Annotated in this window: 17 protein-coding genes and 1 pseudogene; 16 read left to right on the top strand and 2 right to left on the bottom strand. The window is 72.5% G+C overall.

The window, feature by feature from the left end; all coding sequences use genetic code 11:
• Positions 1–27 precede the first annotated feature (27 nt).
• Positions 28–864, bottom strand: coding sequence for an HAD family hydrolase (locus N6H00_RS19270; protein ID WP_268973020.1), 837 nt, complete (start codon positions 862–864; stop codon positions 28–30).
• A gap of 453 nt (positions 865–1317) precedes the next feature.
• Here N6H00_RS19270 and ssd point away from each other — a divergent pair, with 453 nt between their 5' ends.
• The 7 genes and pseudogenes from ssd to N6H00_RS19235 form a co-directional block, all read left to right on the top strand.
• Positions 1318–2427 (top strand): septum site-determining protein Ssd, encoded by a 1110-nt coding sequence (ssd, locus tag N6H00_RS19265; protein ID WP_268973019.1) that lies wholly within the window; start codon positions 1318–1320, stop codon positions 2425–2427.
• On the top strand, positions 2424–3590 hold the full coding sequence (locus N6H00_RS19260) for a TadA family conjugal transfer-associated ATPase (protein ID WP_268973018.1): 1167 nt from the start codon (positions 2424–2426) through the stop codon (positions 3588–3590). The genes ssd and N6H00_RS19260 overlap by 4 nt, the downstream gene beginning before the upstream one ends.
• On the top strand, positions 3587–4513 hold the full coding sequence (locus N6H00_RS19255) for a type II secretion system F family protein (RefSeq protein ID WP_268973017.1): 927 nt from the start codon (positions 3587–3589) through the stop codon (positions 4511–4513). The genes N6H00_RS19260 and N6H00_RS19255 overlap by 4 nt, the downstream gene beginning before the upstream one ends.
• Positions 4503–5321 carry a type II secretion system F family protein gene (locus N6H00_RS19250; RefSeq protein ID WP_268973016.1) on the top strand — a complete coding sequence of 273 codons (819 nt, stop codon included), beginning with the start codon at positions 4503–4505 and terminating at the stop codon, positions 5319–5321. The genes N6H00_RS19255 and N6H00_RS19250 overlap by 11 nt, the downstream gene beginning before the upstream one ends.
• Positions 5322–5512: 191 nt before the next feature.
• Entirely contained in the window at positions 5513–5710 is a 198-nt protein-coding gene (locus tag N6H00_RS19245; RefSeq protein WP_030838042.1) for a DUF4244 domain-containing protein, read from the top strand.
• Positions 5697–6155, top strand: a complete 459-nt coding sequence (locus tag N6H00_RS19240) for a TadE family type IV pilus minor pilin (RefSeq protein WP_268973015.1) — start codon at positions 5697–5699, stop codon at positions 6153–6155. Before N6H00_RS19245 ends, N6H00_RS19240 begins: the two co-directional genes overlap by 14 nt.
• A pseudogene (locus tag N6H00_RS19235) lies at positions 6152–6418 on the top strand (Rv3654c family TadE-like protein); the annotation flags it as partial. The gene N6H00_RS19240 and the pseudogene N6H00_RS19235, both read left to right, overlap by 4 nt.
• Before the next feature lie 171 nt (positions 6419–6589).
• Here the strand turns inward: N6H00_RS19235 and N6H00_RS19230 are convergent.
• A complete protein-coding gene (locus N6H00_RS19230; protein WP_268973014.1) occupies positions 6590–9046 on the bottom strand; it encodes a DEAD/DEAH box helicase in 2457 nt (818 codons plus the stop codon).
• Between the two features lie 54 nt (positions 9047–9100).
• Here N6H00_RS19230 and bldG point away from each other — a divergent pair, with 54 nt between their 5' ends.
• From bldG to N6H00_RS19185, 9 genes are all read left to right on the top strand, one after another.
• Positions 9101–9442 carry an anti-sigma factor antagonist BldG gene (bldG, locus tag N6H00_RS19225; protein ID WP_014061729.1) on the top strand — a complete coding sequence of 114 codons (342 nt, stop codon included), beginning with the start codon at positions 9101–9103 and terminating at the stop codon, positions 9440–9442.
• A gap of 93 nt (positions 9443–9535) precedes the next feature.
• Positions 9536–9964, top strand: coding sequence for an ATP-binding protein (locus N6H00_RS19220; RefSeq protein WP_268973012.1), 429 nt, complete (start codon positions 9536–9538; stop codon positions 9962–9964).
• A gap of 759 nt (positions 9965–10723) precedes the next feature.
• Positions 10724–13171 (top strand): sodium-translocating pyrophosphatase, encoded by a 2448-nt coding sequence (locus tag N6H00_RS19215; protein ID WP_268973011.1) that lies wholly within the window; start codon positions 10724–10726, stop codon positions 13169–13171.
• Positions 13172–13407: 236 nt separating this feature from the next.
• Positions 13408–13980 carry a small secreted protein gene (locus tag N6H00_RS19210; protein WP_268973010.1) on the top strand — a complete coding sequence of 191 codons (573 nt, stop codon included), beginning with the start codon at positions 13408–13410 and terminating at the stop codon, positions 13978–13980.
• 228 nt (positions 13981–14208) lie between these two features.
• Entirely contained in the window at positions 14209–15849 is a 1641-nt protein-coding gene (locus N6H00_RS19205) for a N5-glutamine methyltransferase family protein (protein WP_268973009.1), read from the top strand.
• 296 nt (positions 15850–16145) lie between these two features.
• On the top strand, positions 16146–16343 hold the full coding sequence (locus N6H00_RS19200; RefSeq protein ID WP_268973008.1) for a hypothetical protein: 198 nt from the start codon (positions 16146–16148) through the stop codon (positions 16341–16343).
• A 211-nt stretch (positions 16344–16554) separates the two neighbouring features.
• The gene (gene topA, locus N6H00_RS19195) at positions 16555–19425 is read left to right on the top strand and encodes a type I DNA topoisomerase (protein ID WP_268973007.1); all 2871 of its coding nucleotides are present in this window, start codon (positions 16555–16557) and stop codon (positions 19423–19425) included.
• Positions 19426–19709: 284 nt separating this feature from the next.
• Positions 19710–23078: a dTMP kinase gene (gene tmk, locus N6H00_RS19190; protein WP_268973006.1), complete on the top strand. Its 3369-nt coding sequence runs from the start codon at positions 19710–19712 to the stop codon at positions 23076–23078.
• Between the two features lie 641 nt (positions 23079–23719).
• Positions 23720–24958: a DNA polymerase III subunit delta' gene (locus N6H00_RS19185; protein WP_268973005.1), complete on the top strand. Its 1239-nt coding sequence runs from the start codon at positions 23720–23722 to the stop codon at positions 24956–24958.
• Positions 24959–25053 lie beyond the last annotated feature (95 nt).

The raw sequence follows: 25053 nt of genomic DNA, 5'->3' as shown, positions 1-25053 counted from the left end.
CCTCGCCGCAGATCTTTGGTATTGCCCCTAAATGCGGGCATAAGGGGTGCGGCGCCGAGTGGTGTACCACAGCAGACCGGCGGTGGCGGCGGCCGCGCCGACGGCCGCCGCCATGGCGAGCACCGGGCGCGGCGGCATGGAGAGCGAGGGTCTGCGCTGCTTGAGTCGGACCGGGCGGTTGAAGGAGAGCACCGGCCAGCCGCGCGCCGCCGCCTCACGCCGCAGCGCACGGTCCGGGTTGACCGCGTGAGGGTGGCCGACCGCCTCCAGCATGGGAAGGTCGGTCACCGAATCGCTGTAGGCGTAACAGCGCGACAAGTCGTAGCCCTCCGACTCGGCCAGTTCGGCGATCGCCTCCGCCTTGGTCGGGCCATAGGCGTAGTACTCCACGTCTCCGGTGAACACGCCGTCCTCGACGACCATGCGGGTGGCCACCACGCGGTCCGCGCCCAGAAGCTCGCCGACCGGCTCGACCACCTCCGCCCCCGAGGTGCTGACGATCACCACATCGCGGCCGGCGGTGTGATGTTCCTCGATGAGCGAGGCGGCCTCGTCGTAGATGATCGGGTCGATGAGGTCGTGCAGGGTCTCCGCGACGATCTCCTTGACCTGCTGGACATTCCATCCTCGGCAAAGCGCGGAGAGGTACTCGCGCATCCGCTCCATCTGCTCGTGATCGGCGCCGCCGGCCAGGAAGACAAACTGCGCATAGGCAGTACGCAGTACGGCTCGACGGTTGATCAGCCCACCCTGGTAGAAGGACTTGCTGAAGGTGAGAGTGCTTGACTTCGCAATGACCGTCTTGTCCAGGTCAAAGAAGGCGGCTGTCCGGGGCAAGGAGTGGTTTTCCACGACGCCGAGCATAGGGCCCACCATTCGGCGTAAGCTTAGGCGCGTGGGTTTGCCTGAGAAGGCTCTCGGGTACACCATGGAAGTCACGGATCGTTCGCGACCGTGCTAACCCGGCCCGACTCCTCCCCCCCCGAGTCGGCCGTGGGGACGACCCCCGCTCTCCCCCCCGGCGGGGGTCGTCGCATGTCCGGACGCTTTTTCGGCGTTCTCATGGGATCTTGCTCCCCTCCCTCGGGCCCGTGCGGCCCTGTCTCTCCATAGCTTGAGCGGTAACCGTACGTAATCGCTAGGCTGCTCTCCGGAAGTCACCGGTTTAGGTGACTGGGATATTCACAACGGATGAGTTGTCCACAGTTTTGGACCAAGATCCCCAAGATTTTCTGGATCGCAGCATGGTGATTCTCCGCGATGCTCGCACTCGCCGTTCGCGGGAGTGAGAGCGCGTAACGGATATGGGAGGGGACCGTGACTGCATCCATCACACCGGAACGCCCTTCGGCGGCCGAAGGACAGCGGGGCAGACCGCTCATCGTCACCGAGGACGAGGAACTTCTCGACGATCTGCTGCGGCTGTGCGCGGCGGCCGGAGCAGAACCGGAAGTGGCACATGGCGCACTCACCCGCCGGGGCAGCTGGGAGGCCGCACCGCTGATTCTGGTCGGCGACGACTCGGCCGCCCATCTGTGCGACCGAGCCCGCAGACAAGGGGTGCTGCTCATCGGACGCGATCTGGACGACCACGGTATCTGGCGGCGGGCGGTGGCGCTCGGCGCGGACAATGTGGCGTTCCTGCCCGATGCCGAGACCTGGCTGGTGGACCGGATCGCCGATGTCGCCGAGGGCGTGGGCCGGCAGGCCCTGACCATCGGGGTCATCGGCGGCCGCGGTGGCGCGGGCGCCTCCACCCTCGCCTGCGCCCTGGCGGTCACCGCAGCACGATCGGGCCGCCGCACCATGCTGATCGACGGCGACCCGCTGGGCGGCGGGCTCGATGTGCTGCTCGGTGGCGAGGGCGCGCAGGGGCTGAGATGGCCCGCCTTCGCCGAGTCGCGGGGGCGGGTCGCCGGCAGCGCCCTGGAGGAGTCGCTGCCCGAGCTGCACTCGCTGCGGGTGCTCAGCTGGGACCGCGGCGATTCGGTCGTCATCCCGCCGTCCGCGATGCGGGCGGTGCTGGCTGCGGCCAGACGGCGCGGCGGGGTCGTGGTGGTGGATCTGCCGCGCCGCGTCGACGACGCGGCGGCCGAGGCCCTGGCCCAGATCGACCTCGGGCTGCTGGTCGTCCCGGCGGAGCTGCGAGCGGTCGCGGCCGCCCACCGGGTGGCGTCCACGGTGGGCATGGTGCTGCGGGATCTGCGCGCGGTGGTGCGAGGCCCGTGCGGACCGGAGCTCGGCGACGAGGAGATCGCGGGGCTGCTCGGGCTGCCGCTGGCCGGGCAGCTGCCACCGGAGCCCGGACTGCCGGACGCGTTCGAGGGCGGGGAGCCCCCGGGCGGCAGCCCCCGCGGACCGCTCGGCCGGTTCTGCACCGAGTTCTGGGTGCGTGCTCTCGCCGACGAGGGGGGTGTCACCGCATGAGCGCCGTATCGCCGGAGCTGCTGGACGCGGTGCGGCTGCGGCTGGCCGGGAGCGGTGCCGAGCCCACGCCCGCACGGGTGGCGGCGGCCCTGCGCGAGGAGGGGCGGCTGCTCGGCGACACCGAGGTGCTCGGGGTTGTCGAGGCGCTGCGCTCGGAGCTGGTCGGCACCGGGCCGCTGGAGCCGCTGCTGGCCGCCCCCGATGTCACGGACGTCCTGGTCACCGCCCCCGATGAGGTATGGGTGGACCGCGGTTCGGGGCTGGAGCGCACGGCCGTCACCTTCGCCGACGCGGCCGCCGTGCGCAGGCTCGCGCAGCGGCTCGCCGCGGTGGCCGGGCGGCGGCTGGACGACGCCCGGCCGTGGGTGGACGCCCGCCTGCCGGACGGGACACGGCTGCATGCGGTGCTTCCTCCGGTCGCGGTCGGCTCGACCTGTCTGTCGCTGCGGGTGGTGCGCCCCCGGGCGTTCTCCCTCGCGGAGCTGGAAGCGGCCGGGACCGTGCCGCCGGGCGGCGCCCAGCTGCTGCGGGCCATGCTGGACGCCCGGCTTTCCTACCTGGTCAGCGGCGGTACGGGATCGGGCAAGACGACGTTGCTCAGCACTCTCCTGGGGCTGGTTGGTCCGGAGGAGCGGATCGTCCTCGCCGAGGACTCGGCCGAGCTGCGGCCCGACCATCCCCATGTGGTCCGGCTGGAGACGCGCCCGGCCAACCAGGAGGGCACAGGCCAGGTCACCCTGCGGGACCTGGTGCGGCAGGCGCTGCGGATGCGCCCCGACCGGCTGGTGGTCGGGGAGGTGAGAGGCGCCGAGGTCACGGACCTCCTGGGGGCCTTGAACACTGGCCATGAGGGCGGCTGTGGCACGGTCCACGCCAATACGGCGGCGGATGTACCCGCGCGCTTGGAGGCGCTCGGTTCGACCGCAGGGCTGGACCGGGCCGCGCTGCACAGCCAGTTGGCGGCGGCGCTGTCGGTCGTGGTCCATCTGGTGCGGGACCGTGGCGGGCGGCGCAGGATCGCCGAGCTGCATGTGCTGGACCGGGACCGGGCGGGCTATGTCACGACCGTTCCCGCGGCCGTATGGGGCCCGGAGCGCTTCGAGCGGGCGGCGGGCTGGCAGCGGCTCCAGCGGCTGTGTACGCGGGGCGGAGGCCCGGCATGACGGGCACGGGATCGGACCCGGGGGCGCTGACGCTGGGCGCCGCGGTGCTGTGCGTGGGAGCGGCCGTATGGCTCCTCGCCGGGCGGGACCGGCAGCTGCGCCGGGCCAGGCTGCTGCTCGCGGGCGGCGGACCCGTCGAGCCCGCCGGCCGCGACCCGGTGCGGAGGCTGTCCGAGACGGCCGCGTGGCTGCGCGAGCGCTGGCGGGTCGGGTACGGCGGCCGGATGGGGCGTGAGCTGCTGTGTCTGCCGGCCGGATGCGTGATCGCGCTGCTGGGCGGTTCGGTTCTGCCGCTGCTCGGCGCGGTGCTGGCCACTCCGGCCGTCGGCCGGTGGCTGCGGGCCCGGCGGCGAGAGCGGGACCGTGTGCGGCGCGCCGCCGGGGTGATCGAGCTTTGTGCCACCGTGGCGGGCGAGCTGCGGGCCGGGCGGCATCCCGGCGAGGCGCTGCTGGCCGTGGACCCGGGGCACCTGAGGGAGCGCTGGGGGCTGGTGACGGCCGCCGCGCGGTTCGGCGGGGACGTGCCGGACGCCCTGCGGAGAGCGGCCCGGCTGCCGGGTGCCGAGGGGCTGACCGGGGTCGCTGCCTGCTGGCAGGTGGCGGTCGACGAGGGGGCGGGGCTGGCGGCGGGCCTCGACCGGGTGGCGGCGGCCCTGCGCGCGGAGCGGGACCAACGGGAGAGCCTGGACGCCAAGCTCGCGGGGGCCAGGGCCACCGCCGTCGCGCTGGCCGTGCTGCCCGTCGTCGGGCTGGTGCTGGGCGCTCTATTGGGGGCCGATCCGCTGCACGAGCTGCTGCACACCCCTGCCGGGCTGAGCTGTCTGCTGGTGGGCGGTCTGCTGGAGTGGGCGGGTCTGGTCTGGACCGGTCGGATGGTGCGGGCGGCGCGCGAGCCGGGGCGGCCGGTGGCCGATGAGCGCTGAGGTTGTCCACAGCCTGGGGATCGCGCTGGCCTTCCTGGCGGCGGCCCTGTGCACGGCGTCGGCGATGGTCGAGGCCCGTCGGGCGCGTACCGCCCGACGGCGGCTGGCGGCGCTGCTTCCGGGTGCGGAACACGGGCGGCCGAGGCGGGCCCGGCCGTGGAGGCGGTGGCGGGCGGACGCCGGTGCGGGCGCCCTGCCGGCCTGGGCCGCGGCGGGTGGCGCTCTGCCGGTCGCGGTCGTCCTCGTCGGAGGGCCGTCGGGGTGGGTGCTGGGCTTCGCCGCGGTCTGGGGCCTGTGGCGGTGGCTGCGGCACCGTCGGGCAACGGCCGGGCGATCCGGCCCGGACCGGCGCCTCGAGCATCTCGCCGCGCGCCAGATCCCGCTGGCAGCGGATCTGCTGACCGCTTGCCTGGCGGCCGGAGCCGGTCCGCGGAAGGCGGCGGAGGCGGTGGGCGGTTCGCTCGGCGGCCCGGTCGGTGAGCGGCTTGCCCAGACCGCTGCGGAGCTGCGGCTGGGAGGCGAACCGGCCCACGCTTGGGGGCGCATCGGGGCTCTGCCTGGAGCGCACGGGCTGGCGCGCGCCCTGGAGCGCGCCGGGACAACGGGCGCTCCGGCAGTGGAGCAGGTGACCCGGCTGGCGGCCGAATGCCGGGCCGAGCAGGGGCGGGAGGCGATGAGACGGGCCGACCGGACCGGCGTGTTGGTCAACGCACCCCTCGGGGGCTGCTTCCTCCCCGCGTTCCTGCTGGTCGGCCTCGCCCCGGTGTTGATCGGGCTGGCCCGCGGCCTGGCGGGCGACGGCCCCTGAGCACCGGTGAGACCACGCGATGACAGCGATACGAAACGTCACCGGCAACGACAGCCGGCGGCGGCACGAACGACAGCGGTACGGCAACAGCACGACGAAACGACACCGGCACGGCGACAGCACCACGGAACGACAGCACCGTGGTCAGTGACGCCGCGGACAGGACAGCGAACAGGCCAAGGGGGGCCGTCATGGTGAAGCAGTGGTGGGTACGGCGGTACGCGGCGGCGCGTGCGAGGGCCGAGGCGGGCATGGCCACCGCCGAGTACGCGATGGGAACGATCGCGGCGTGCGGTTTCGCCGCGGTGCTCTACAAGGTGGTGACCAGCGGGACGGTCAGCGGTGCGCTGCAGTCGGTCATCGGACGGGCGCTCGATGCGCAGTTCTGAGGCGCCGGGGACGGCGGCGCGGGCGCACCCGCGAGCCAGGGGCGGCGCGCGGGGCCTCCCGAGGGCTCGGGGCGCGGGGCGGGACGGCGGTTTCGTCACGGCGGAGGCGGCCGTCGCGCTGCCCGTGCTGGCGGTGTTCGCCCTGATGCTGATCTGGGGGCTGATGGCCGCGTCCGCGCAGCTTCAGTGCGTGGACGCGGCTCGGGCCGGGGCGAGGGCGGCGGCGCGTTCGGAGCCGAGGGCGGACGCGATGGCGGCCGCCCGCTCGGCCGCGCCTCAGGGAGCGCGGGTCGAACTGTGGCGCGAGGGGGACCTGGTGCGGGTGCGGGTCCGGACCCATGCGGCGGGTCCCGGTCCGCTGGCGGTGAGTCTGCGCGGCGAGGCGGCCGCGCTCGCCGAGGACGCGGTGGGCGCGGGCGGCGCGGCACGGGATGCGGCCCCGTGAGAAGGGCGGACGACCGGGGGTCGGCGACCGTATGGACCGCACTGGCCGCGACGGCCCTGTGCGCGGTGTTCGCGGCCGTGCTGGCGGCCGGGCAGGCCATGGTGGCCCGCCATCGGGCGGGCGGAGCCGCCGATCTGGCGGCACTCGCGGCGGCGGACCACGGCCTGGAGGGGGCTCGTACGGCTTGCGGTCTCGCCCGGCGGGTGGCTTCCGCCCAGGGCGCGCGCGTGGTGCGGTGCACTCTGAGCGGTGAGATCGCGGATCTCACGGCGGAGGTGCGCACCGGCCCGTTCGCCCTCCGGGTCCGGGCGCGGGCGGGTCCCGTGGGCGCTCCCGTCACCGCACGGCCGTCGGGGCCGGACGGCGGGGAGCGGTCGGAGGGCCAGCCCGGGGCGCGGCGGTTGGTGGCGTCGGGGCCGGACGGCGGGGAGCGGTCACTCGGCGGCCGGCGGCTGCTCCGGGGCTCCGGCGAGAAGGGTCGTCAGCAGGCGGATGGCGGCCTTCTTGTCCAGCGGGTCGTTGCCGTTGCCGCATTTGGGCGACTGGATGCAGGACGGACAGCCCGCCTCGCACTCGCAGGCGGCGATCGCCTCGCGGGTGGCCGCCAGCCAGCGGGCGGCCGTGTGGAAGGCGCGCTCGGCGAAGCCCGCGCCGCCCGGATGCCCGTCGTACACGAAGACCGTCGGCAGCAGCGTGTCGGGGTGCAGCGGGACGGACACCCCGCCGATGTCCCAGCGGTCACAGGTGGCGAACAGCGGCAGGATGCCGATCGAGGCGTGCTCGGCGGCGTGCAGGGCGCCACCGAGGGCCTGGGGGTGCACCCGGGCCTCCTCCAGCTGGTCGTCGGTCACCGTCCACCACACGGCCCTGGTGCGCAGGGTGCGCGGCGGAAGGTCGAGCTTGGACTCGCCGAGGACCTCACCGGTGATCAGCTTGCGGCGCAGGAAGGAGACGACCTGGTTGGTGACCTCGACCGAACCGAAGCACAGCCGCGCGTCCCCCCAGGGGATCTCGGTGGTGGTCTCCAGGATGGAGATCGCCGTGGTGTCGCGGGCCGTGGTCGAGTAGGGCGGACTGGCCTCCTCCACCAGGGCGACCGAGTCGTCGAGGTCGAGCTGTTTGACGAGATAGCTCCGGCCCTGGTGGAGATGGACGGCGCCCTCGTGCACGGTGGTGTGGGCCGCCGCGGCGTCCACGGTGCCCAGCAGCCGCCCGGTCGCCGCCTCCACGACCTGGACCGGGCTGCCGCCCGCCCCGCGGATGTCAGTGAGGTCGGCGGCGCGCTCACGGCGGGTCCAGTGCCAGGCGGTCGCCCGGCGCCGCAGCAGCTTGCGCTGCTCCAGCTGCGGCATCAGCTCCTCGGTGGCGGGGCCGAAGAGCTCCAGGTCCGGCTCGGTGAGCGGAAGCTCGGCCGCGGCCGCGCACAGATGCGGCGCGAGGACGTAGGGGTTGTCCGGGTCCAGGACGGTGGACTCCACCGGCTGCCGGAAGAGGGCGTCCGGGTGGTGGACGAGATAGGTGTCCAGCGGGTCGTCCCGGGCCACCAGGATCGCGAGGGCCCCTTCGCCGGTGCGCCCGGCTCGCCCCGCCTGCTGCCACAGGGAGGCGCGGGTGCCGGGGTAGCCCGCCACCACCACGGCGTCCAGTCCGGCGATGTCCATCCCAAGCTCCAGGGCGGTGGTCGCGGCGAGCCCCAGCAGCTCACCGGAGTGCAGGGCCCGTTCCAGGGCGCGGCGCTCCTCGGGCAGGTAACCGCCGCGATAGGCGGCGATCCGGCCCGGCAGCGAGCGGTCCACCTCCGCGAGCCGCTCCTGGGCGATGAGCGCGATAAGTTCCGCGCCCCGCCGGGAGCGTACGAAGGTGACCGTACGGACCCCCTGGACGGCCAGGTCGGTGAGCAGGTCCGCGGATTCGGCCGTGGCCGTGCGGCGCACCGGGGCGCCCTGCTCGCCGTGGAGCTCGGTCAGGGGCGGTTCCCAGAGGGCGAACACGACCTCGCCGCGGGGCGAGCTGTCCTCGGTGATCTCCACGACGGGCACGCCGGTCAGTCGGCTCGCGGCGACCGCCGGATCGGAGGCGGTGGCCGAGGCGAGCAGGAACACCGGCGAGGAGCCGTAACGGGCGCAGACGCGGCGCAGTCTGCGCAGCACCTGGGCCACATGGGAGCCGAAGACACCCCGGTAGGTGTGGCATTCGTCGATGACGACATAGCGCAGCGCGCGCAGGAAGGAGGACCACCTGGGGTGGCCGGGCAGGATGCCCCGGTGCAGCATGTCGGGGTTGGTGAGCACATAGTTCGCGTACTGGCGGACCCACTCGCGCTCCTCGACGGGCGTGTCGCCGTCGTAGACCGCCGCCCGGACACCGGTGCCCAGCGGGGCGGCGAGGCCGGCCACCGCGCGGCGCTGGTCAGCGGCCAGCGCCTTGGTGGGGGAGAGGTACAGGGCGGTCGTTCCCCGTCCGCTGGGCGCCTCCGAGCCGTCCAGCAGGGTGCTGAGGACGGGGGCCAGATAGGCGAGGGACTTGCCGGAGGCGGTTCCGGTGGCCACGACCACGGATTCCCCGCGCAGCGCGTGTTCGGCCGTGCGCGCCTGGTGGGTCCAAGGGCGCTCGATACCGGCCGCGCGAATGGCGTCGATCACCTCCGGACGGATCGCCGAGGGCCAGTGGGCATGGGTTCCGGGACGCGGGGGCAAGTGCTCCGTATGAGTGATGCGTGTGCCCCGGCCCGCCCCGGTGCTCAGCCGCCCGAGGACGGCCCGGGGTGAGGGGTGTATGCCCGTCTGCCGCGGGATTTGGTTGTGGGCCATCGACACCGAGTGTGTCACTGGTCTGACGGACAATGGGCTCAAGGCGTCGTGCACGCCTGCTGGTAAGTGATTGAATGCCATCGCGGCTGCCGATCCATGGGGGGCGACCGCTCGATGCAAGGTGCTGGAGGATCCGTGGACCTGTCCCTGTCGACCCGGACCGTCGACGACCGCACGGTCGTCGAGGTCGGTGGCGAGATTGATGTATACACCGCGCCCAAGCTGCGTGAGCAGCTGGTCGAGCTTGTCAACGACGGCAACTACCACTTGGTCGTCGACATGGAGGGCGTCGACTTTCTCGACTCCACCGGACTCGGCGTGCTCGTCGGCGGGCTCAAGCGAGTGCGGGCCCACGAGGGCTCGCTGCGCCTGGTCTGCAACCAGGAGCGCATTCTGAAGATCTTCCGCATCACCGGCCTGACCAAGGTGTTCCCGATTCACACCTCGGTCGAGGACGCTGTCGCGGCGACCGACTGACAAGATCGCCGAAGGAAGACACAGATAGGGGGTTCCGGGCGGTGCACGCCCGGCCCTCCCCATACGCACGCCCATACGCCCGAGGGGGATGGCATGGCCACCGTCGAACTCCGCTTCAGCGCGCTGCCCGAGCACGTCAGGACCGCCCGTCTTGTCGCGGCGGCCGTGGCGCGCCGGGCGGGGGTGGATGAGGCCGTGCTCGACGAGGTGCGGCTCGCGGTCGGCGAGGCATGCACGCGTGCGGTCGGGCTCCACCTGAGCAATGGGGTGGAGGCACCGGTGCGGGTGATGCTGACCGAGGAGGAGAAGAAGTTCTCCATCGAGGTGGGTGACGAATCCCCGACCTCGGCGGCCCTGGCGCCCGGCTCCCACCCGGAGGTGGAGGACGAGGCCGAGGGCGAGGACGAGATGGGACTCGCCGTCATCAGCGGGCTCGTCGACGATGTCGAGGTGACGACCAGCGCAACCGGTGGGGTGATCCGGATGAGCTGGCCGACCGCTCCCCAGCCCCTGGTGTCCTAGGCCAGTCTGCTAGGCCGATCCGCCGGGTCCGGCTGTCGTGGCCGAGCCCGTGTCCTGGCCCATGGGGCAGATGCCTGTCCTGGCCCTTCACGCCGGGTCCCGGTGTCCTGGCCCATTGGGTAGATCCCTGTACTGGCCCTTCCGGCCGGGTTCCGGTGTCCTGGCCGGTTCCGGATGTGCTGACCTGACCTCGTTGGGGCAGGGCCCTGTCCTGTCCTGGCTTCTTCAGCGTCTCTTCCGGCCAGATCTCGTGTCCTGGCCGGAACCCTGATGTGCTTCCCCTCTCCGATCGGGGCCTTCGGGGCCTTGCCCCGCCGGAGGGCCTCTTGGGCTCCCCCAGGCCGGGCCCTACTGATCCGTGTACCACCGGATCGGCCGTTTCGTGATCGCCGGTCCGGGGTGTCGGCGCGCCCGTGCTCCGCTCGGCCCTATGGCCACAGCTGGCCTCTCGGCGCGCGCATTTTCGATCTCGCGCGTATCCTTTGAGCAGCGCTTTCTTATAGCGGCGTGAGATCATTTATGTAGATCATTTTACATCCGTCAGTTAATTGTCGACCTTCCTTCTTCCGAAGGAATTCATACCGCCAAACCTATTGATCTTCGCTGGTGCGGGCGAATTCCCATTCCGGTGCCCTGTTTTGATCGTGTGACGCTCCCTACAATCCGTCCACATCTCGAGCTCAGGACGCCTGAGCGTGGCGGCTCTTCTGCGGTCGCAGAACTGCTGCGCGCCCATGTGCCAAACGTCAAGGAGGACGAATGGCGGGGCCTCTCACCCCTCATCAGCTGCACTTCACCCCAACCCTGGCCGCCGCAGAGCTGACCGACGACAACCGTGTGATCGTGCTGGTGATCGCCGCCGTCGCGATCGCGGCACTGGCGGTCGCGGTGGTGCTGGTACGACAAGTCCTCGCGGCCGGCGAGGGCACGGACAGTATGAAGAAGATCGCCGAGGCCGTTCAGGAAGGCGCCAATGCCTATCTGGCCCGGCAGCTGCGTACCCTCGGCGGATTCGCCGTGGTGGTGTTCTTCCTGCTCATGCTGTTGCCCGCGGACGACTGGCCGCAGCGCATCGGGCGTTCGGCGTTCTTTCTGATCGGTGCGGGATTCTCGGCGGCCACCGGCTATATCGGGATGTGGCTCGCCGTGCGCAGCAATGTGCGGGTCGCCGCCGCCGCCCGTGAGGCCACCCCCGAAACCCCCACCACACCCGTCAATGGCGATTCGGCATCTTCCACGCCCGGTAAGCCGGGCGCGCCGGGTGCGGATCTCACGGCCGTCTCGCACAAGGCGATGAAGATCGCTTTTCGTACCGGTGGTGTGGTGGGCATGTTCACGGTGGGCCTCGGCCTGCTGGGTGCCTCCTGTGTGGTGCTGGTCTACGCCGCCGACGCGCCCAAGGTGCTGGAGGGCTTCGGGCTCGGCGCCGCGCTGATCGCGATGTTCATGAGGGTCGGCGGTGGCATCTTCACCAAGGCCGCGGACGTCGGCGCCGACCTCGTCGGCAAGGTCGAGAAGGGCATCCCCGAGGACGATCCGCGCAATGCCGCCACCATCGCGGACAACGTCGGCGACAACGTCGGCGACTGCGCGGGCATGGCCGCGGACCTCTTCGAGTCGTATGCCGTCACCCTGGTGGCCGCGCTGATCCTCGGCAAGGCGGCCTTCGGCGACTCGGGGCTCGCCTTCCCGCTGCTGGTCCCGGCCATCGGCGTGGTCACCGCCATGATCGGGATCTTCGCCGTGGCCCCGCGCCGTTCCGACCGCAGCGGAATGACCGCCATCAACCGCGGCTTCTTCATCTCCGCCCTGATCTCGATGGCGCTGGTGGCGGTCGCGGTCTTCGTCTATCTGCCGTCCAGCTACGCCGATCTCGACGGCGTCACCAACCGCGAGATTCTCGGCCACAGCGGTGACCCGCGTGTGCTCGCGCTCGTGGCCGTGGCTGTCGGCATCGTGCTGGCCGCGCTGATCCAGCAGCTCACGGGCTACTTCACCGAGACCACCCGGCGCCCGGTGCGGGACATCGGCAAGACCTCGCTGACCGGCCCGGCCACGGTGGTGCTCTCCGGTATCTCGATCGGTCTGGAGTCCGCCGTCTACTCGGCGGCGCTGATCGGGCTCAGCGTCTACGGCGCCTTCCTGCTCGGCGGTAGTTCGATCATGTTGGCGCTGTTCGCCGTCGCGCTCGCCGGCACCGGTCTGCTCACCACGGTCGGCGTGATCGTCGCCATGGACACCTTCGGTCCGGTCTCCGACAACGCCCAGGGCATCGCCGAGATGTCCGGCGATGTCGAGGGCGCGGGCGCGCAGGTGCTCACCGACCTCGACGCGGTCGGCAACACCACCAAGGCGATCACCAAGGGCATCGCCATCGCGACGGCGGTGCTCGCCGCGGCAGCGCTCTTCGGCTCGTACCGCGACGCCATCGCCGAGGCCGTGGACAAGGTGCACACCTCCGTGGCCGGGGAGATGAACCTGAGCCTGGACATCTCGCAGCCCAACAACCTGGTGGGACTCGTCCTCGGCGCCGCTGTCGTCTTCCTCTTCTCCGGGCTGGCGATCAACGCGGTGTCGCGGTCGGCCGGCGCGGTGGTCTTCGAGGTGCGGCGGCAGTTCCGCGAGAAGCCCGGGATCATGAACTACAGCGAGAAGCCCGAGTACGGCCGGGTCGTCGACATCTGTACCAAGGACGCGCTGCGCGAGCTGGCCACGCCGGGGCTGCTCGCCGTGATGGCGCCGATCGCCGTCGGCTTCACCTTCGGGGTCGGCGCGCTCGGCGCGTTCCTGGCGGGCGCGATCGGCACCGGCACCCTGATGGCCGTCTTCCTCGCCAACTCCGGGGGCGCCTGGGACAACGCCAAGAAGCTGGTCGAGGACGGTCACCACGGGGGCAAGGGGAGCGAGGCGCATGCCGCGACGGTGATCGGCGATACGGTCGGCGATCCGTTCAAGGACACCGCCGGCCCCGCGATCAACCCGCTGCTGAAGGTGATGAACCTGGTGGCGCTGCTGATCGCCCCCGCGGTGGTGAAGTTCTCCTACGGGGACCACGCGAGCCCGGGGCTGCGCGCGGTCATCGCGGCGATCGCAGCCGTGATCATCGTGGTCTCGGTCTACCTCTCCAAGCGGCGCGGCATCGCCGTAGGTGACGAAGACAACTCCGAGCGCGTGGCGGAGTCAGCCGACGCGGCGGTGGTGTCCTAGCCCCGGGAGGGGCACGGGGCCGGAAGAGCCCCCGCGACATGCGGGCGGGCGGTGTGCCACGGCACATCGTCCGCCCGCGTCCCTGTTCCCGCGTCCGGCCCGCTCGATGAGGCCATGTCCACAACGAGTGCGGTGCAAATGCTGTCAAAAGGGGGCGCACGGGATGCTCGCTCGGCAGGCCTTGCCGGATGGACGTGTATGTTCCGGGGCCGAGAGCCATGGAAGGGACCAATCCGGTGAACAAGAAGCTTGTGGCTGCACTGTCCGGCGGTGCGGCACTCGTACTGGCGCTGACCGGCTGCGGGGGCGGCGATGAGGACAAGAAGGTCAACGACTGGGCCAAGTCGGTCTGTGACGAGGTGCAGCCGCAGCTGAAGAAGATTCAGGGCGCCAACACCGCCATCCAGGGTGCCGCCGACGAGCAGGACTCCAAGAAGCTTCAGCAGACCGACTCCGCGGCGTTCCAGGAGATCTCCGAGTCCTACGGCGCGCTCGCCAAGGCCGTGAACAGCGCGGGCGCTCCGCCCGTGGACAAGGGCGAGGAGACCCACAAGCAGGCGGTCAAGGAGCTCAACGCCACCTCCGTGGCGTACACGAAGCTGAGGACGGCCGTCGACAAGCTGGACACCTCGGACAAGTCCAAGTTCGCCCAGGGGCTCAAGGACATCGCCGATGATCTCGACAAGCTCAGCAAGTCGGGTGACCAGGCCCTGCGGAAGCTACAGGAAGGAAAGGTCGGCTCGGCCATGGCCAAGCAGCCCGGCTGCCAGAAGCCGAAGACGAGCGCCGGCGCCACTACGCAGTCCTAAGGGCCCCGCAGAAGTCCTAAGGGACACGGCGGAGCCCTAAGGGGCACTGCGCGGTCCTGGGCGGCTCCGCGCGGTCCTTGGGCGGCTCCGCGCGGTCCTGGCGGACCCGCCCGGGATCCCGCTCCCCACGGGCCACTCACAAGGGCCACGCACAGGGCCCGCTCCCAGGGGCCAACGCCCCCGTCGCACGCCTCCCTTGTCGTCCCGTCACCCCGGGCGGCGCCGGCGATGTCGTCCCGATGCCGACTGCCGTCGCCCGCTGTCGGTGGTTGCCCCGACAATGGGGGCGTGAGTACGCACCAGCTCCCGTTCCGCCTCCCCACCGCCGACCCCGAGCGCACCGCCCGCCTTCGCGAGGCGCTGTCGGCTGCCGCCTTCACTGCCGATGGTCTGCTCGATCAGCTCGGTCCGTCCGCCTATGCGGCCCTGGCGCGCGGGGAGACCGTCCCGGCGCGGCGCGCCACCCGGGGCGAGAGCCCGCTGGAGATCTTGGTGCGGCTGTTTCTGCTCCAGCACCCCGTGGCCCACGGGCGGGCGGCCGCGGCCCTGCCGGTCGAGGACTGCCTCGCGGACGGCTGGCTGGTGCGCGACGGCGACGAGGTGCGCGCGACCGTCGATGTGCGGCCTTACGGCGGTCCCGAGGGCCAGGACTGGTGGATCGTCTCCGACCTGGGTTGCGCGGTCGGCGGTGCGGGAGGGATCGGCGGCCCCGGCGGCGCGCGGGGGCGTGCGGACCGCTCCCGGCTCGTCCTCGGGGTGGGCGGGGCGTCCACCACGCTCGCCGGTCTCACCGTCCCCGCGCGCGTGGACCGGGTCCTCGACGTGGGCACCGGCTCCGGTATCCAGGCGCTGCACGCGGGCCGCCACGCCAACCACGTCACCGCCACGGACCGCAACCCCCGCGCCCTGGCCATCGCCCGGTTGACCCTCGCCCTGTCCGGGGCGCCGGAGCCCGATCTGCGCGAGGGGTCGCTGTTCGAGCCGGTCCGGGACGAGACGTACGACCTGATCGTCTCCAACCCGCCCTTTGTGATCTCCCCGCGCGCGCCGGAGGGCAGCGAGCTGGTCTACCGGGAAGGCGGGATGTCCGGGGACGATCTGTGCCGCACCCTGGTCCAGCGGTCCGCCGGGCATTTGGCCGACGGTGGCTGGTGCCAGCTGCTCGCCAACTGGCAGCACATCGAGGGGGAGGACTGGCGCGAGCGGCTGGCCTCCTGGGTCCCGGCCGGCTGTGACGCCTGGATCGTGCAGCGCGAGGTGCAGGACATCACCCAGTACGCCGAGCTGTGGCTGCGCGACGCGGGTGAGCACCTGGCCGGCCCCGAGACGTACGCGGCGCGCTACGACGCCTGGCTGGACGAGTTCGAGGCGCGGAGGACCAAGGCCGTCGGTTTCGGCTGGATCACCCTGCGCAAGTCCGGCGCCGACCGGCCCTCGGTGACCGTGGAGGAGTGGCCCCATCCGGTCGAGCAGCCGCTGGGGAGCGAGGTCATGGCCCACTTCGACCGGCAGGGCTTCCTGCGGACGCATGACGACGCGGCGCTGCTGACCGCCCGCTTCCAGCTGGCGGACGAGGTCGTCCAGGAGCAGGTGGGCCCGCCCGGAGCCGAGGATCCGGAGCATGTGGTGCTCAGGCAGTACCGGGGGATGCGGCGCGCCACGAAGGTGGACACGGTCGGGGCGGGTTTCGCGGGTGTGTGCGACGGCACACTGAGCGCGGGCCGGATCCTGGACGCCATCGCCCAGCTGCTCGGGGAGGACCCGGTGGTGCTGCGCGACCGCACACCGCAGTCCATCCGGCTCCTGGTCGAGCAGGGATTTCTGCGGCCGGTCGGCGACGACGGCATATGCGGCGACAACGGCATATAACGCGCCAGAACGTGCGTGCCAGAACATGAAGCGCGCCGGGGGCGCGCGTGGGGGCGTGCGCCGGGTGGTACATCCTCGCGCCCCGCGCCCCCATATGGCAGGAAGCTGCCGCCGGAGGTGCGCGAAGAGCCGCCCAGGACGGGGCGGGAGGGGACGGACGGGCCGGGCCCGGCGGATACGCGGGGGGCCGTCCCGGACGGGCGTAGGGGCGGCGTACCAGCGGGGCCGGACGGGCCGTCGCACGCTGTTCACTCCGGGTTCGCGCCCACGCCTCCCACGCGTGTCACGCTCCCGTCATGGAGAGCGGACCTGCGATCTTCGCCGGAACGGCATTCGTGCTGTTCGGCGCCGCGCTGCTGCTGTGGGCGGCGGCGCGCCTGAGGCTGCGTGCGCCGGTCGTACACGGTGTGAATCCCGTCGCTTCCGCGACGCTCTCCCTGCTCTTCGGCGCCGCCGCGCTCGGCGGCGGGATCTGGTGCCTGGGTTACGCCTGACAGGGCCTTCCGCACTGCCTTGTGCCGGTCCGGGCGGCAGACAGGTCGGTTGTCGGGTTACCGTTCGAGTGGCGTTGCGGGCTTTTTCCGTTTGACACGGGGGCGGGATGTACCGTCACACTCCGCAGCGTCACCGTAGAGGGAGGCCGTGTAAGCGTTACCCGCGCGGCACTGCCCGTTCACCGAGAGTCGACCGGAGAGAAGAGCCAAGTTGTCCCCGACCACCAGCGAGACCGCACAGGGCGGCCGCCGACTCGTCATCGTCGAGTCGCCTGCCAAGGCGAAGACGATCAAGGGCTACCTCGGCCCGGGATACGTGGTCGAGGCCAGCGTCGGGCACATCCGGGACCTGCCGAACGGTGCGGCCGAGGTTCCCGACAAGTACACCGGTGAGGTCCGGCGCCTCGGTGTGGACGTCGAGCACGACTTCCAGCCCGTCTATGTGGTCAACGCAGATAAGAAGAGCCAGGTCAGGAAGCTCAAGGAGCTGCTCGCCGACTCCGACGAACTCTTCCTGGCCACCGATGAGGACCGCGAGGGCGAGGCCATCGCCTGGCACCTCCAGGAGGTCCTCAAGCCCAAGGTCCCGGTCCGCCGCATGGTTTTCCACGAGATCACCAAGGACGCCATCCGGGCCGCCGTGGCGAATCCGCGCGAGCTGAACAAGCGCCTGGTCGACGCCCAGGAGACCCGCCGCATCCTCGACCGCCTCTACGGCTACGAGGTGTCGCCGGTCCTGTGGAAGAAGGTCATGCGCGGCCTCTCCGCGGGCCGGGTGCAGTCGGTCGCCACCCGTCTCGTCGTCGAGCGCGAGCGTGAGCGCAGGGCCTTCCGGTCCGCCGAGTACTGGGACCTCACCGGCACTTTTTCCCACCCGTCACCCGCCACCACCCTCAATGGAGACGTCAGCGACCCCGGCACCTTCGGTGCCCGCCTTACGGCCGTCGACGGACTCCGGGTCGCTCAGGGGCGCGATTTCACCTCGCTCGGGCAGCTCAAGGATGGACAGCGCGACGTCCTGCACCTGGACGAGGCGGGCGCCCGCTCCCTGGCCACCGCCCTCGCCGACACCGCCTTCACGGTGCGTTCGGTCGAGTCCAAGCCGTACCGCCGCTCGCCGTACGCGCCGTTCCGCACGACGACCCTTCAGCAGGAGGCCAGCCGCAAGCTGGGCTTCGGTGCCAAGGCCACCATGCAGGTCGCGCAGAAGCTGTACGAGAACGGCTACATCACCTATATGCGTACGGACTCCACCGTCCTGTCGGACACGGCGGTGACGGCGGCCCGTGCGCAGGTCACCCAGCTGTACGGCGCCGACTACCTGCCCGACAAGCCGCGCACCTACGCGGGCAAGGTCAAGAACGCCCAGGAGGCGCACGAGGCCATCCGCCCCTCGGGAGACCGTTTCCGCACCCCGGCCGAGACTGGTCTCACGGGTGACCAGTTCCGGCTCTATGAGCTGATCTGGAAGCGGACCGTCGCCTCCCAGATGAAGGACGCGATCGGCAACTCGGTCACCGTCAAGATCGGCGGACAGGCGAGCGACGGCCGGGACGCCGAGTTCTCCGCCTCCGGTAAGACGATCACCTTCCACGGCTTCCTGAAGGCATATGTGGAGGGCGCCGACGACCCGAACGCCGAGCTGGACGACCGTGAGCGCCGGCTGCCGCAGGTCGCCGAGGGCGACCGGCTTACCGCCGAGGAGATCACCGCCGACGGCCACGCGACCAAGCCCCCGGCCCGCTACACCGAGGCGTCGCTGGTCAAGGAGCTCGAAGAGCGCGAGATCGGCCGCCCCTCGACCTATGCCACGATTCTGGGCACCATCCTCGACCGCGGTTATGTCTTCAAGAAGGGCACCGCGCTCGTGCCCTCCTTCCTGAGCTTCGCCGTGGTCAACCTGCTGGAGAAGCACTTCGGCCGGCTGGTCGACTACGACTTCACCGCCAAGATGGAGGACGACCTCGACCGCATCGCGCGCGGCGAGGCCGAGGCCGTGCCGTGGCTCAAGCGCTTCTACTTCGGCGAGGGCACGCCGGGCGGTGCCGCCGAGGCCGGGAACGGCGACGGTGACCACCTCGGCGGCCTCAAGGAGCTGGTCACCGACCTGGGCGCGATCGACGCCCGGGAGATCTCGTCCTTCCCCGTGGGCGACGGCATCGTGCTGCGTGTCGGCCGCTACGGCCCGTACGTCGAGCGCCCCACGGAGGTCGAGGGCGGCACCGGCCGCCGTGCCGACGTCCCCGACGACCTGCCGCCGGACGAGCTGACCGTGGAGTACGCGGAGGAACTGCTCGCCAAGCCGAGCGGCGAGTTCGAGCTGGGCGCCGATCCCGAGACCGGCCGCATGATCGTCGCCAAGGACGGCCGCTACGGTCCGTACGTCACCGAGGTGCTCCCCGAGGACACCCCGAAGAGCGGTAAGAACGCCATCAAGCCGCGCACCGCGTCCCTGCTCAAGTCGATGACCCTGGACACGGTGACCCTGGCGGACGCGCTCAAGCTGATGTCGCTGCCGCGCGTGGTCGGCACCGACCCCGAGGGCGTCGAGATCACCGCGCAGAACGGCCGCTACGGCCCGTACCTGAAGAAGGGCACGGACTCGCGGTCGCTCGAGAGCGAGGAGCAGATCTTCACCATCACGCTCGAGCAGGCGCTGGCGATCTATGCCCAGCCCAAGCAGCGTGGCCGGGCCGCGGCCAAGCCGCCGCTGAAGGAGCTGGGCACCGACCCGGTCAGCGAGCGGCCCGTGGTGGTGAAGGACGGCCGCTTCGGCCCGTACGTCACGGACGGCGAGACCAACGCCACACTGCGCCGCGACGACGACGTGGAGACCATCACGCCTGAGCGCGGCTATGAGCTGCTCGCCGAGAAGCGCGCCAAGGGACCGGCGAAGAAGACCGCCAAGAAGGCGGCGGCGAAGAAGACCGCGGCCAAGAAGACGGCGGCGAAGAAGACCGCCGCCAAGAAGACCGCGGCGAAGAAGACGACGGCCACGAAGACGGCCGCCAAGAAGACGACCGCGAAGACCGCCGCCAAGAAGACGACGGCGGCCAAGAAGTCGTCGGCGAACGCGGAGTAGGAAGGCGGCAAAACGCCGAGCGGGAAGGCGGGCGAAGCCGGGCGGGAAGGCGGGCGAAGCCGGGCGGGAAGGCGGGCGGACGTCGAGCGGGAGGCGGCGGGCGTCGAGTAGGAAGGCGGCCGACGTCGAGCCGGAAGGCGGGCGGGCGTCGAGTCGGAAGGCGGCGGAGACGCCGAGGAGGACGGCGCGGCCGGGGCGGGGTGAGGCCCGCGCCATCCACGGCTCACCGCCCGTTTGTTCGGCCGGGGGGCCGTGGATTCATGTCATCCGGATAGGCTGGCGGGATGACGCGAGAGCAGCCAACGGACGTGACACCCACTTCCGGCGCCCTTGCCGCGGACTCCCGCGAGCGGGCCGTACGAGCCCTGCTGCGCTATCCGCCCCTGCGACGGCTGTGGAGCGCCCAGCTCGTCGGCGGCGCCGGGGACGCGCTCGCCGTGCTGGTGCTGGTGGTGCTGACGCTTCAGGCGTCCGTGGCCGCCGGCTCCTTCGGCGGCGGCTATCGCGGCGCGGCCTTCGCCGTCGCGGTGGTGCTGGGCGTACGGCTCTTCGCGACCGTGCTCTTCGGCGCGGTCCTCCTCGGGCCGCTCGCCGCGCTCATCGGCCCCACCGGTCCGCTGGACCGCCGCTGGACCATGGTCGGTGCGGACGGTCTGCGGTTGGCGCTGCTCCTCGTCGCGCCGCTGTGGATCGACTGGACCCCCGCCGACGCCGTCGCCTGGCTGCTCATCACCACCTTCGTCGTCGGCGTCACGGAGCGCTTCTGGACCGTCGCCAAGGACGGCGCGGCCCCCTCGCTGCTCCCGGCGCCGCCCGCCGAGGGCGCCGCGGTGCGCCCGCTGCCCGATCACCTCGACGCGCTGCGCCGGCTCTCGCTCCGTACGAACTTCCTGACGCTGCCGATCGCCGCGGCCGGGCTGCTCGTCGTCACCCTGGTCGGCAGGCTGCTGGGCACCGGCGTGGAGTGGTTCCACGACCACCAGGTCGCCCTCGGCTCGTACGTCGGCGCCGGGCTCTTCGCCGCGTCGATCTCGATCCTCGTCTTCCTGGAACTGCCCGGCGCGCAGACCAGCCGCACGCGCTCCCCCCTGGAGGGACTGCGCCGGCCCCGCACCGCCTCCGGCACCGGTGCCGACAAGGGTCGCACCGGCGCCGTCGGGCTGCTGGTGCTCGCCTGCGCCGGAGTGGCGGGCGCGATCGCCGCGGCCGTGGGCGTCGCCCCGCTCCAGGCCATGGACCTCGGCGGCGGGCCGGTCGGCTTCGCCCTGCTCGTCCTCGTCCTCACCGGCGGTCCGGCCCTCGGCATCCGCTGGGCCCCGAAGGTCCTCCCGGGGCTCTCCCGGCGCAGGCTGCTGGCGCTGTCGGTCGCGCTGACCGGGCTCGCGCTGCTCACGGTGGGCCTGGTGCACGACACCACGACCGTCGTGCTGATCGCCCTGGTCGCGGGTGTGTCGGCCGGTATCGCCGCCAACACCGGCCACGCCCTCCTGGACCAGGAGTCCGAGGAGGCCCGCCGGCCCCGGATGACCGAGCATCTTCAGGCCGTCGTGCGCGTCGGCGTCGGGCTCGGCGCGGTCGTCGCGCCGCTGCTCGCCGCCGTCATCGGACCGCACCGGCTCGGCAGCGGCGATTTCGTGTTCGCCCACGGCGGCGCGGCCTTCACCCTGATGCTGGTGGGCGCACTGCTGCTGCCGGTCGCCGCACTGGTCCTCGGCCGGACCGACGACCGGCAGGGAGTGCCGCTGCGCCGCGACCTGCGCGAGGCGCTGCTCGGCGGGGGCGCGGCGGAGGCCCCGGCCGCCACCGGCTTCTTCATCGCCGTCGAGGGCGGCGATGGCGCGGGCAAGTCCACGCAGGTGGAGGCGCTGGCCGAGTGGATCAGGGCCAAGGGGCACGAGGTGGTGGTGACCCGTGAACCGGGCGCGACCGCGATCGGCAAGCGGCTCCGCTCGATCCTGCTCGACGTCTCCTCCGCCGGGATCTCCCACCGTGCCGAGGCGCTGCTGTACGCGGCGGACCGCGCCGAGCACGTCGACTCCGTGGTCCGCCCGGCGCTGGAGCGCGGCGCGGTCGTCATCTCCGACCGCTACATCGACTCGTCCGTCGCCTACCAGGGCGCGGGGCGCGACCTCGCCGCGACCGAGATCGCCCGTATCTCGCGCTGGGCGACGAACGGCCTGGTGCCGCATCTGACGGTGCTGCTGGACATCTCGCCGGAGACCGCGCGCGAGCGCTTCACCGAGGCCCCGGACCGGCTCGAGTCCGAGCCAGCCGAGTTCCACCAGCGGGTACGGGCCGGATTCCTGGCCCTGGCCGCCGCCGACCCGGCCCGCTACCTCGTCGTCGACGCCGGACAGCTGCCGGAGGCGGTCACCTCCGCGGTGCGCCACCGTCTGGACCGGATGCTGCCGCTGTCCGAGGCGGAGGTGAAGGCCCAGGAGGAGGCCCGTAAGGCCGCCGAGGAGGAGGCCCGCCGCCGGGCCGAGGAAGAGGCCGCCCGTAAGGCGGAGGAGGAGCGGCTGGAGGCCGAGCGCCAGGCGGCGCTCGCCAAGGCGCGCGCCGAGGAAGAGGAGCGCAAGCGCCGCGAAGAGGAGGAGGCCCGCCGGCGCGAGGCCGAGCGGCAGGCGGAGGCGGCCCGTCAGCGGGCCGAGGACGCGCGCCGCAGGGCCGAGGAGGAGCGCAAGCGCATCGAGGCCGAGGACCGCGCCCGCGCCGCCGAGGAGGAGCGGCGCCGCCTCCAGGCGGAGGCGGAGGCGCTGCGGCGGGCCGAGGCCGAGGCGCGCCGCCAGGAGGAGCAGCGCAAGGCCGAGGAGGCGCTGCTGCGGGCCGAGCAGGCGCGGCTGGCGGCGGAAGCGGCGTCATCCGGGGCCGCCGGAGCCGACGCGCCGACCGTGGAGACCGAGATCCCGGCCCCGCCGCCCCAGGACACCGGCGGTGCCCAGGACACCGGCGGCGCCCGGGACGCGGCGGGGCCCGCCGCCGAGGACCCGGACACGACGGAGACGGTCCAGTCGCCGCGGTTCGACCCGCGGGTGGGGCACGGCGGCGAGAACGCCTCCGGCGGTCGCGAGGCGGGCGGTCCGGTGACGGGTCGTCCCGCCGTCGGGCCGGACGCGGACGAGACCGCGGTGCTGCCGCCCGTGCCTCCCCAGAACGGCCCGGAGGCGGACCAGACCGCCGTACTGCCGTCCGTACGGCCCCAGGACCGCCCGGAGGAGCACCGGGGCGGCTCGGACGGCTCGGACGCCGAGGAGACGGCCGTACTCCCCAAGCCGCCCGTCGAGCCGCCCACGAACGCGGCCGACGAGACGGCCGTGCTGCCGCCCGTACGGGACGAGCGGTCCGCCGACCCGGCGGACCGGGTCCCGCCGTGGCTGTTCCGCCCGGACCAGGGCCAGGAGCAGGGACAGGGACAGACATACGGCGGGGACAACGAGCGCACGCGCGAGATGCCGCACTACGGTCAGGGCCAGGACCAGGGGTACGGCCAGGGTCAGGGGTACGGCCAAGGCCAGGCGCAGGGCGGGGCGGAACCGCCGCGTCGTCGGCGCCGCCGCCCCGAGTGGGCGGAGGAGACCCCGCTGGACGACCTCCCGTCGCTGGCCGACGAGCTGCTCGGCCCGCGCGACGACGAGGACGGCCGGTACCGCTGATTGGCGCTGCCGCCTAGCCTGTGTGCTGCTGGTGGCGGCGTGCTGGCGGTAGGTGGCTGACGGCCTGTACTGCGGGTTTGTGTCGCTGGTTGTGGGCTGCTGACGGCGGGTGTCGCCGATGGCTTGTGCTGCTGGCGGCGGTGCGCTGGCGGCAAGTGGCCGACGGCCCGTCCTGCGGGTTTGTGTCGCTGGTTGTGGGTCGCTGACGGCGGGTGTCGCCGACGGCCTGTGCTGCTGGCGGTGGTGTCGGCGGTAGGTCGCTGCCGCCGAGCCTGTACCGCTGGCGGCGGTGCGCTGGCAGTAGGTGGCCGACGGCCTGTACTGCGGGTTTGTGTCGCTGGTTGTGGGCTGCTGACGGCGGGTGCCGCCGACGGCCTGTGCTGCTGCCGGCGGTGCCAGCGGTAGGTCGCTGGCGGCGCCTGTACCGCTGGCGGCAGCGCGCTGCGGTAGGTGGCTGACGGCCCGTACTGCCGACGGCAGGTCGCTGACACGGCCCGTACCGCCGACGGCCGTACCGCTGAGGGCGCGTGGTGACGGTGGTGTGCTGACGGCCGGCTGGGCGTCGTTGCCGAGGGGTGCGCCGGGCTGTCGGTGGGGTGGACGACAATGGGATGCCGTAAGCACGGACGGCGGAGGCAGCCATGGCGGTGTGGGACGACCTGGTCGGGCAGGACCGAGTAGCGGCCCAGCTGACGGCTGCCGCGCGGGATGCGGACGCCCTGGTCACGGCGGCCAGTGAGGCGGCCGACACCTCCGCCGGGGAGTCCATGGCGGCATTGGCGTCGTCGTCCAGGATGACCCACGCCTGGCTGTTCACCGGCCCGCCCGGCTCCGGCCGGGCCACCGCCGCCCGCGCCTTCGCCGCCGCGCTCCAGTGCGTCAGCCCGGACCGGGCGCTCGGTGGCGCCCCCGGCTGCGGCTTCTGCGACGGCTGTCACACCGCCCTCGTCGGCACCCACGCCGATGTCGAGGTGGTCCGGACGGACATGCTCTCCATCGGTGTCAAGGAGACCCGTGACCTGGTCCGGCGCGCCCAGCTGTCGCCCGCCGGCGGCCGGTGGCAGGTGATCGTCATGGAGGACGCCGACCGCCTTACCGAGGGCGCGGGCAATGTCCTCCTCAAGGCCGTCGAGGAGCCCGCGCCGCGCACCGTATGGCTGCTGTGTGCGCCCTCGCTGGAGGATGTGCTGCCCACGATCCGCTCCCGTTGCCGCCTCCTCACCCTCAGCACGCCTTCGGTGGACGCCGTCGCCGACGTCCTCGTCCGGCGCGACGGCATCGACCCCGAGCTCGCCGCCTCCGCCGCCCGCGCCACACAGGGCCATATCGGCCGCGCCCGCCGGCTGGCCACCGACGAGCGGGCCCGTGCCCGCCGCGCCGCCGTCCTGAAGCTCCCGCTGCGCGTCGACGACGTGGGCGGCTGCCTCAAGGCGGCGCAGGAGCTGATCGACGCGGCGGCCGAGGACGCCAAGCAGATGGCGGAAGAGGTCGACGCCAAGGAGACCGAGGAGCTGCGTGCCGCCCTGGGTGCCGCCGCCGGCACGGGCGGGCGGCTGCCGCGCGGCACGGCCGGGGCCATGAAGGAGCTCCAGGACCGGCAGAAGCGCCGTGCCACCCGCACCCAGCGCGACAGCCTCGACCTCGCGCTCACCGAGCTGACCGGCTTCTACCGGGATGTGCTGGCCCTCCAGCTCGGCTCCCAGGTCGCGCTCGCCAACACCGACGTACGGGACGCGCTGGAGCGGATCGCGTCGGGCTCGAAGGCCGAGCGGACGCTGCGCCGGATCGAGGCGATCACGGCCTGTCGTCAGGCGCTGGACAGCAATGTGGCGCCGCTGCTGGCGGTCGAGGCGATGACCATGGCGCTGCGGGCCGGCTGAGTCACCCGTGCGGGCGGACCGAATCTCACCCATACGGGTTCGTTTCCGGACGCATGGAGTGTGTCCGGGTGGATACGCTCCGTAAGGGGGCGAAC

It is taken from the genome of Streptomyces sp. S465 (assembly GCF_026898115.1).
Classification (GTDB): Bacteria; Actinomycetota; Actinomycetes; order Streptomycetales; family Streptomycetaceae; genus Streptomyces; species Streptomyces luomodiensis.
This window is presented reverse-complemented; position numbering and strand designations above follow the sequence as displayed.

Excerpts from the sequence above, each read along its gene's own strand:
- N6H00_RS19270 (WP_268973020.1), bottom strand. The coding sequence starts at position 864 with ATGCTCGGCGTCGTGGAAAACCACTCCTTGCCCCGGACAGCCGCCTTC.
- N6H00_RS19260 (WP_268973018.1), top strand. The coding sequence starts at position 2,424 with ATGAGCGCCGTATCGCCGGAGCTGCTGGACGCGGTGCGGCTGCGGCTG.
- N6H00_RS19255 (WP_268973017.1), top strand. The coding sequence starts at position 3,587 with ATGACGGGCACGGGATCGGACCCGGGGGCGCTGACGCTGGGCGCCGCG.
- N6H00_RS19250 (WP_268973016.1), top strand. The coding sequence starts at position 4,503 with ATGAGCGCTGAGGTTGTCCACAGCCTGGGGATCGCGCTGGCCTTCCTG.
- N6H00_RS19245 (WP_030838042.1), top strand. The coding sequence starts at position 5,513 with ATGGTGAAGCAGTGGTGGGTACGGCGGTACGCGGCGGCGCGTGCGAGG.
- N6H00_RS19240 (WP_268973015.1), top strand. The coding sequence starts at position 5,697 with ATGCGCAGTTCTGAGGCGCCGGGGACGGCGGCGCGGGCGCACCCGCGA.
- N6H00_RS19230 (WP_268973014.1), bottom strand. The coding sequence starts at position 9,046 with ATGGCATTCAATCACTTACCAGCAGGCGTGCACGACGCCTTGAGCCCA.
- N6H00_RS19220 (WP_268973012.1), top strand. The coding sequence starts at position 9,536 with ATGGCCACCGTCGAACTCCGCTTCAGCGCGCTGCCCGAGCACGTCAGG.
- N6H00_RS19215 (WP_268973011.1), top strand. The coding sequence starts at position 10,724 with ATGGCGGGGCCTCTCACCCCTCATCAGCTGCACTTCACCCCAACCCTG.
- N6H00_RS19205 (WP_268973009.1), top strand. The coding sequence starts at position 14,209 with ATGTCGTCCCGATGCCGACTGCCGTCGCCCGCTGTCGGTGGTTGCCCC.
- N6H00_RS19200 (WP_268973008.1), top strand. The coding sequence starts at position 16,146 with ATGGAGAGCGGACCTGCGATCTTCGCCGGAACGGCATTCGTGCTGTTC.
- tmk (WP_268973006.1), top strand. The coding sequence starts at position 19,710 with ATGACGCGAGAGCAGCCAACGGACGTGACACCCACTTCCGGCGCCCTT.
- N6H00_RS19185 (WP_268973005.1), top strand. The coding sequence starts at position 23,720 with ATGGCGGTGTGGGACGACCTGGTCGGGCAGGACCGAGTAGCGGCCCAG.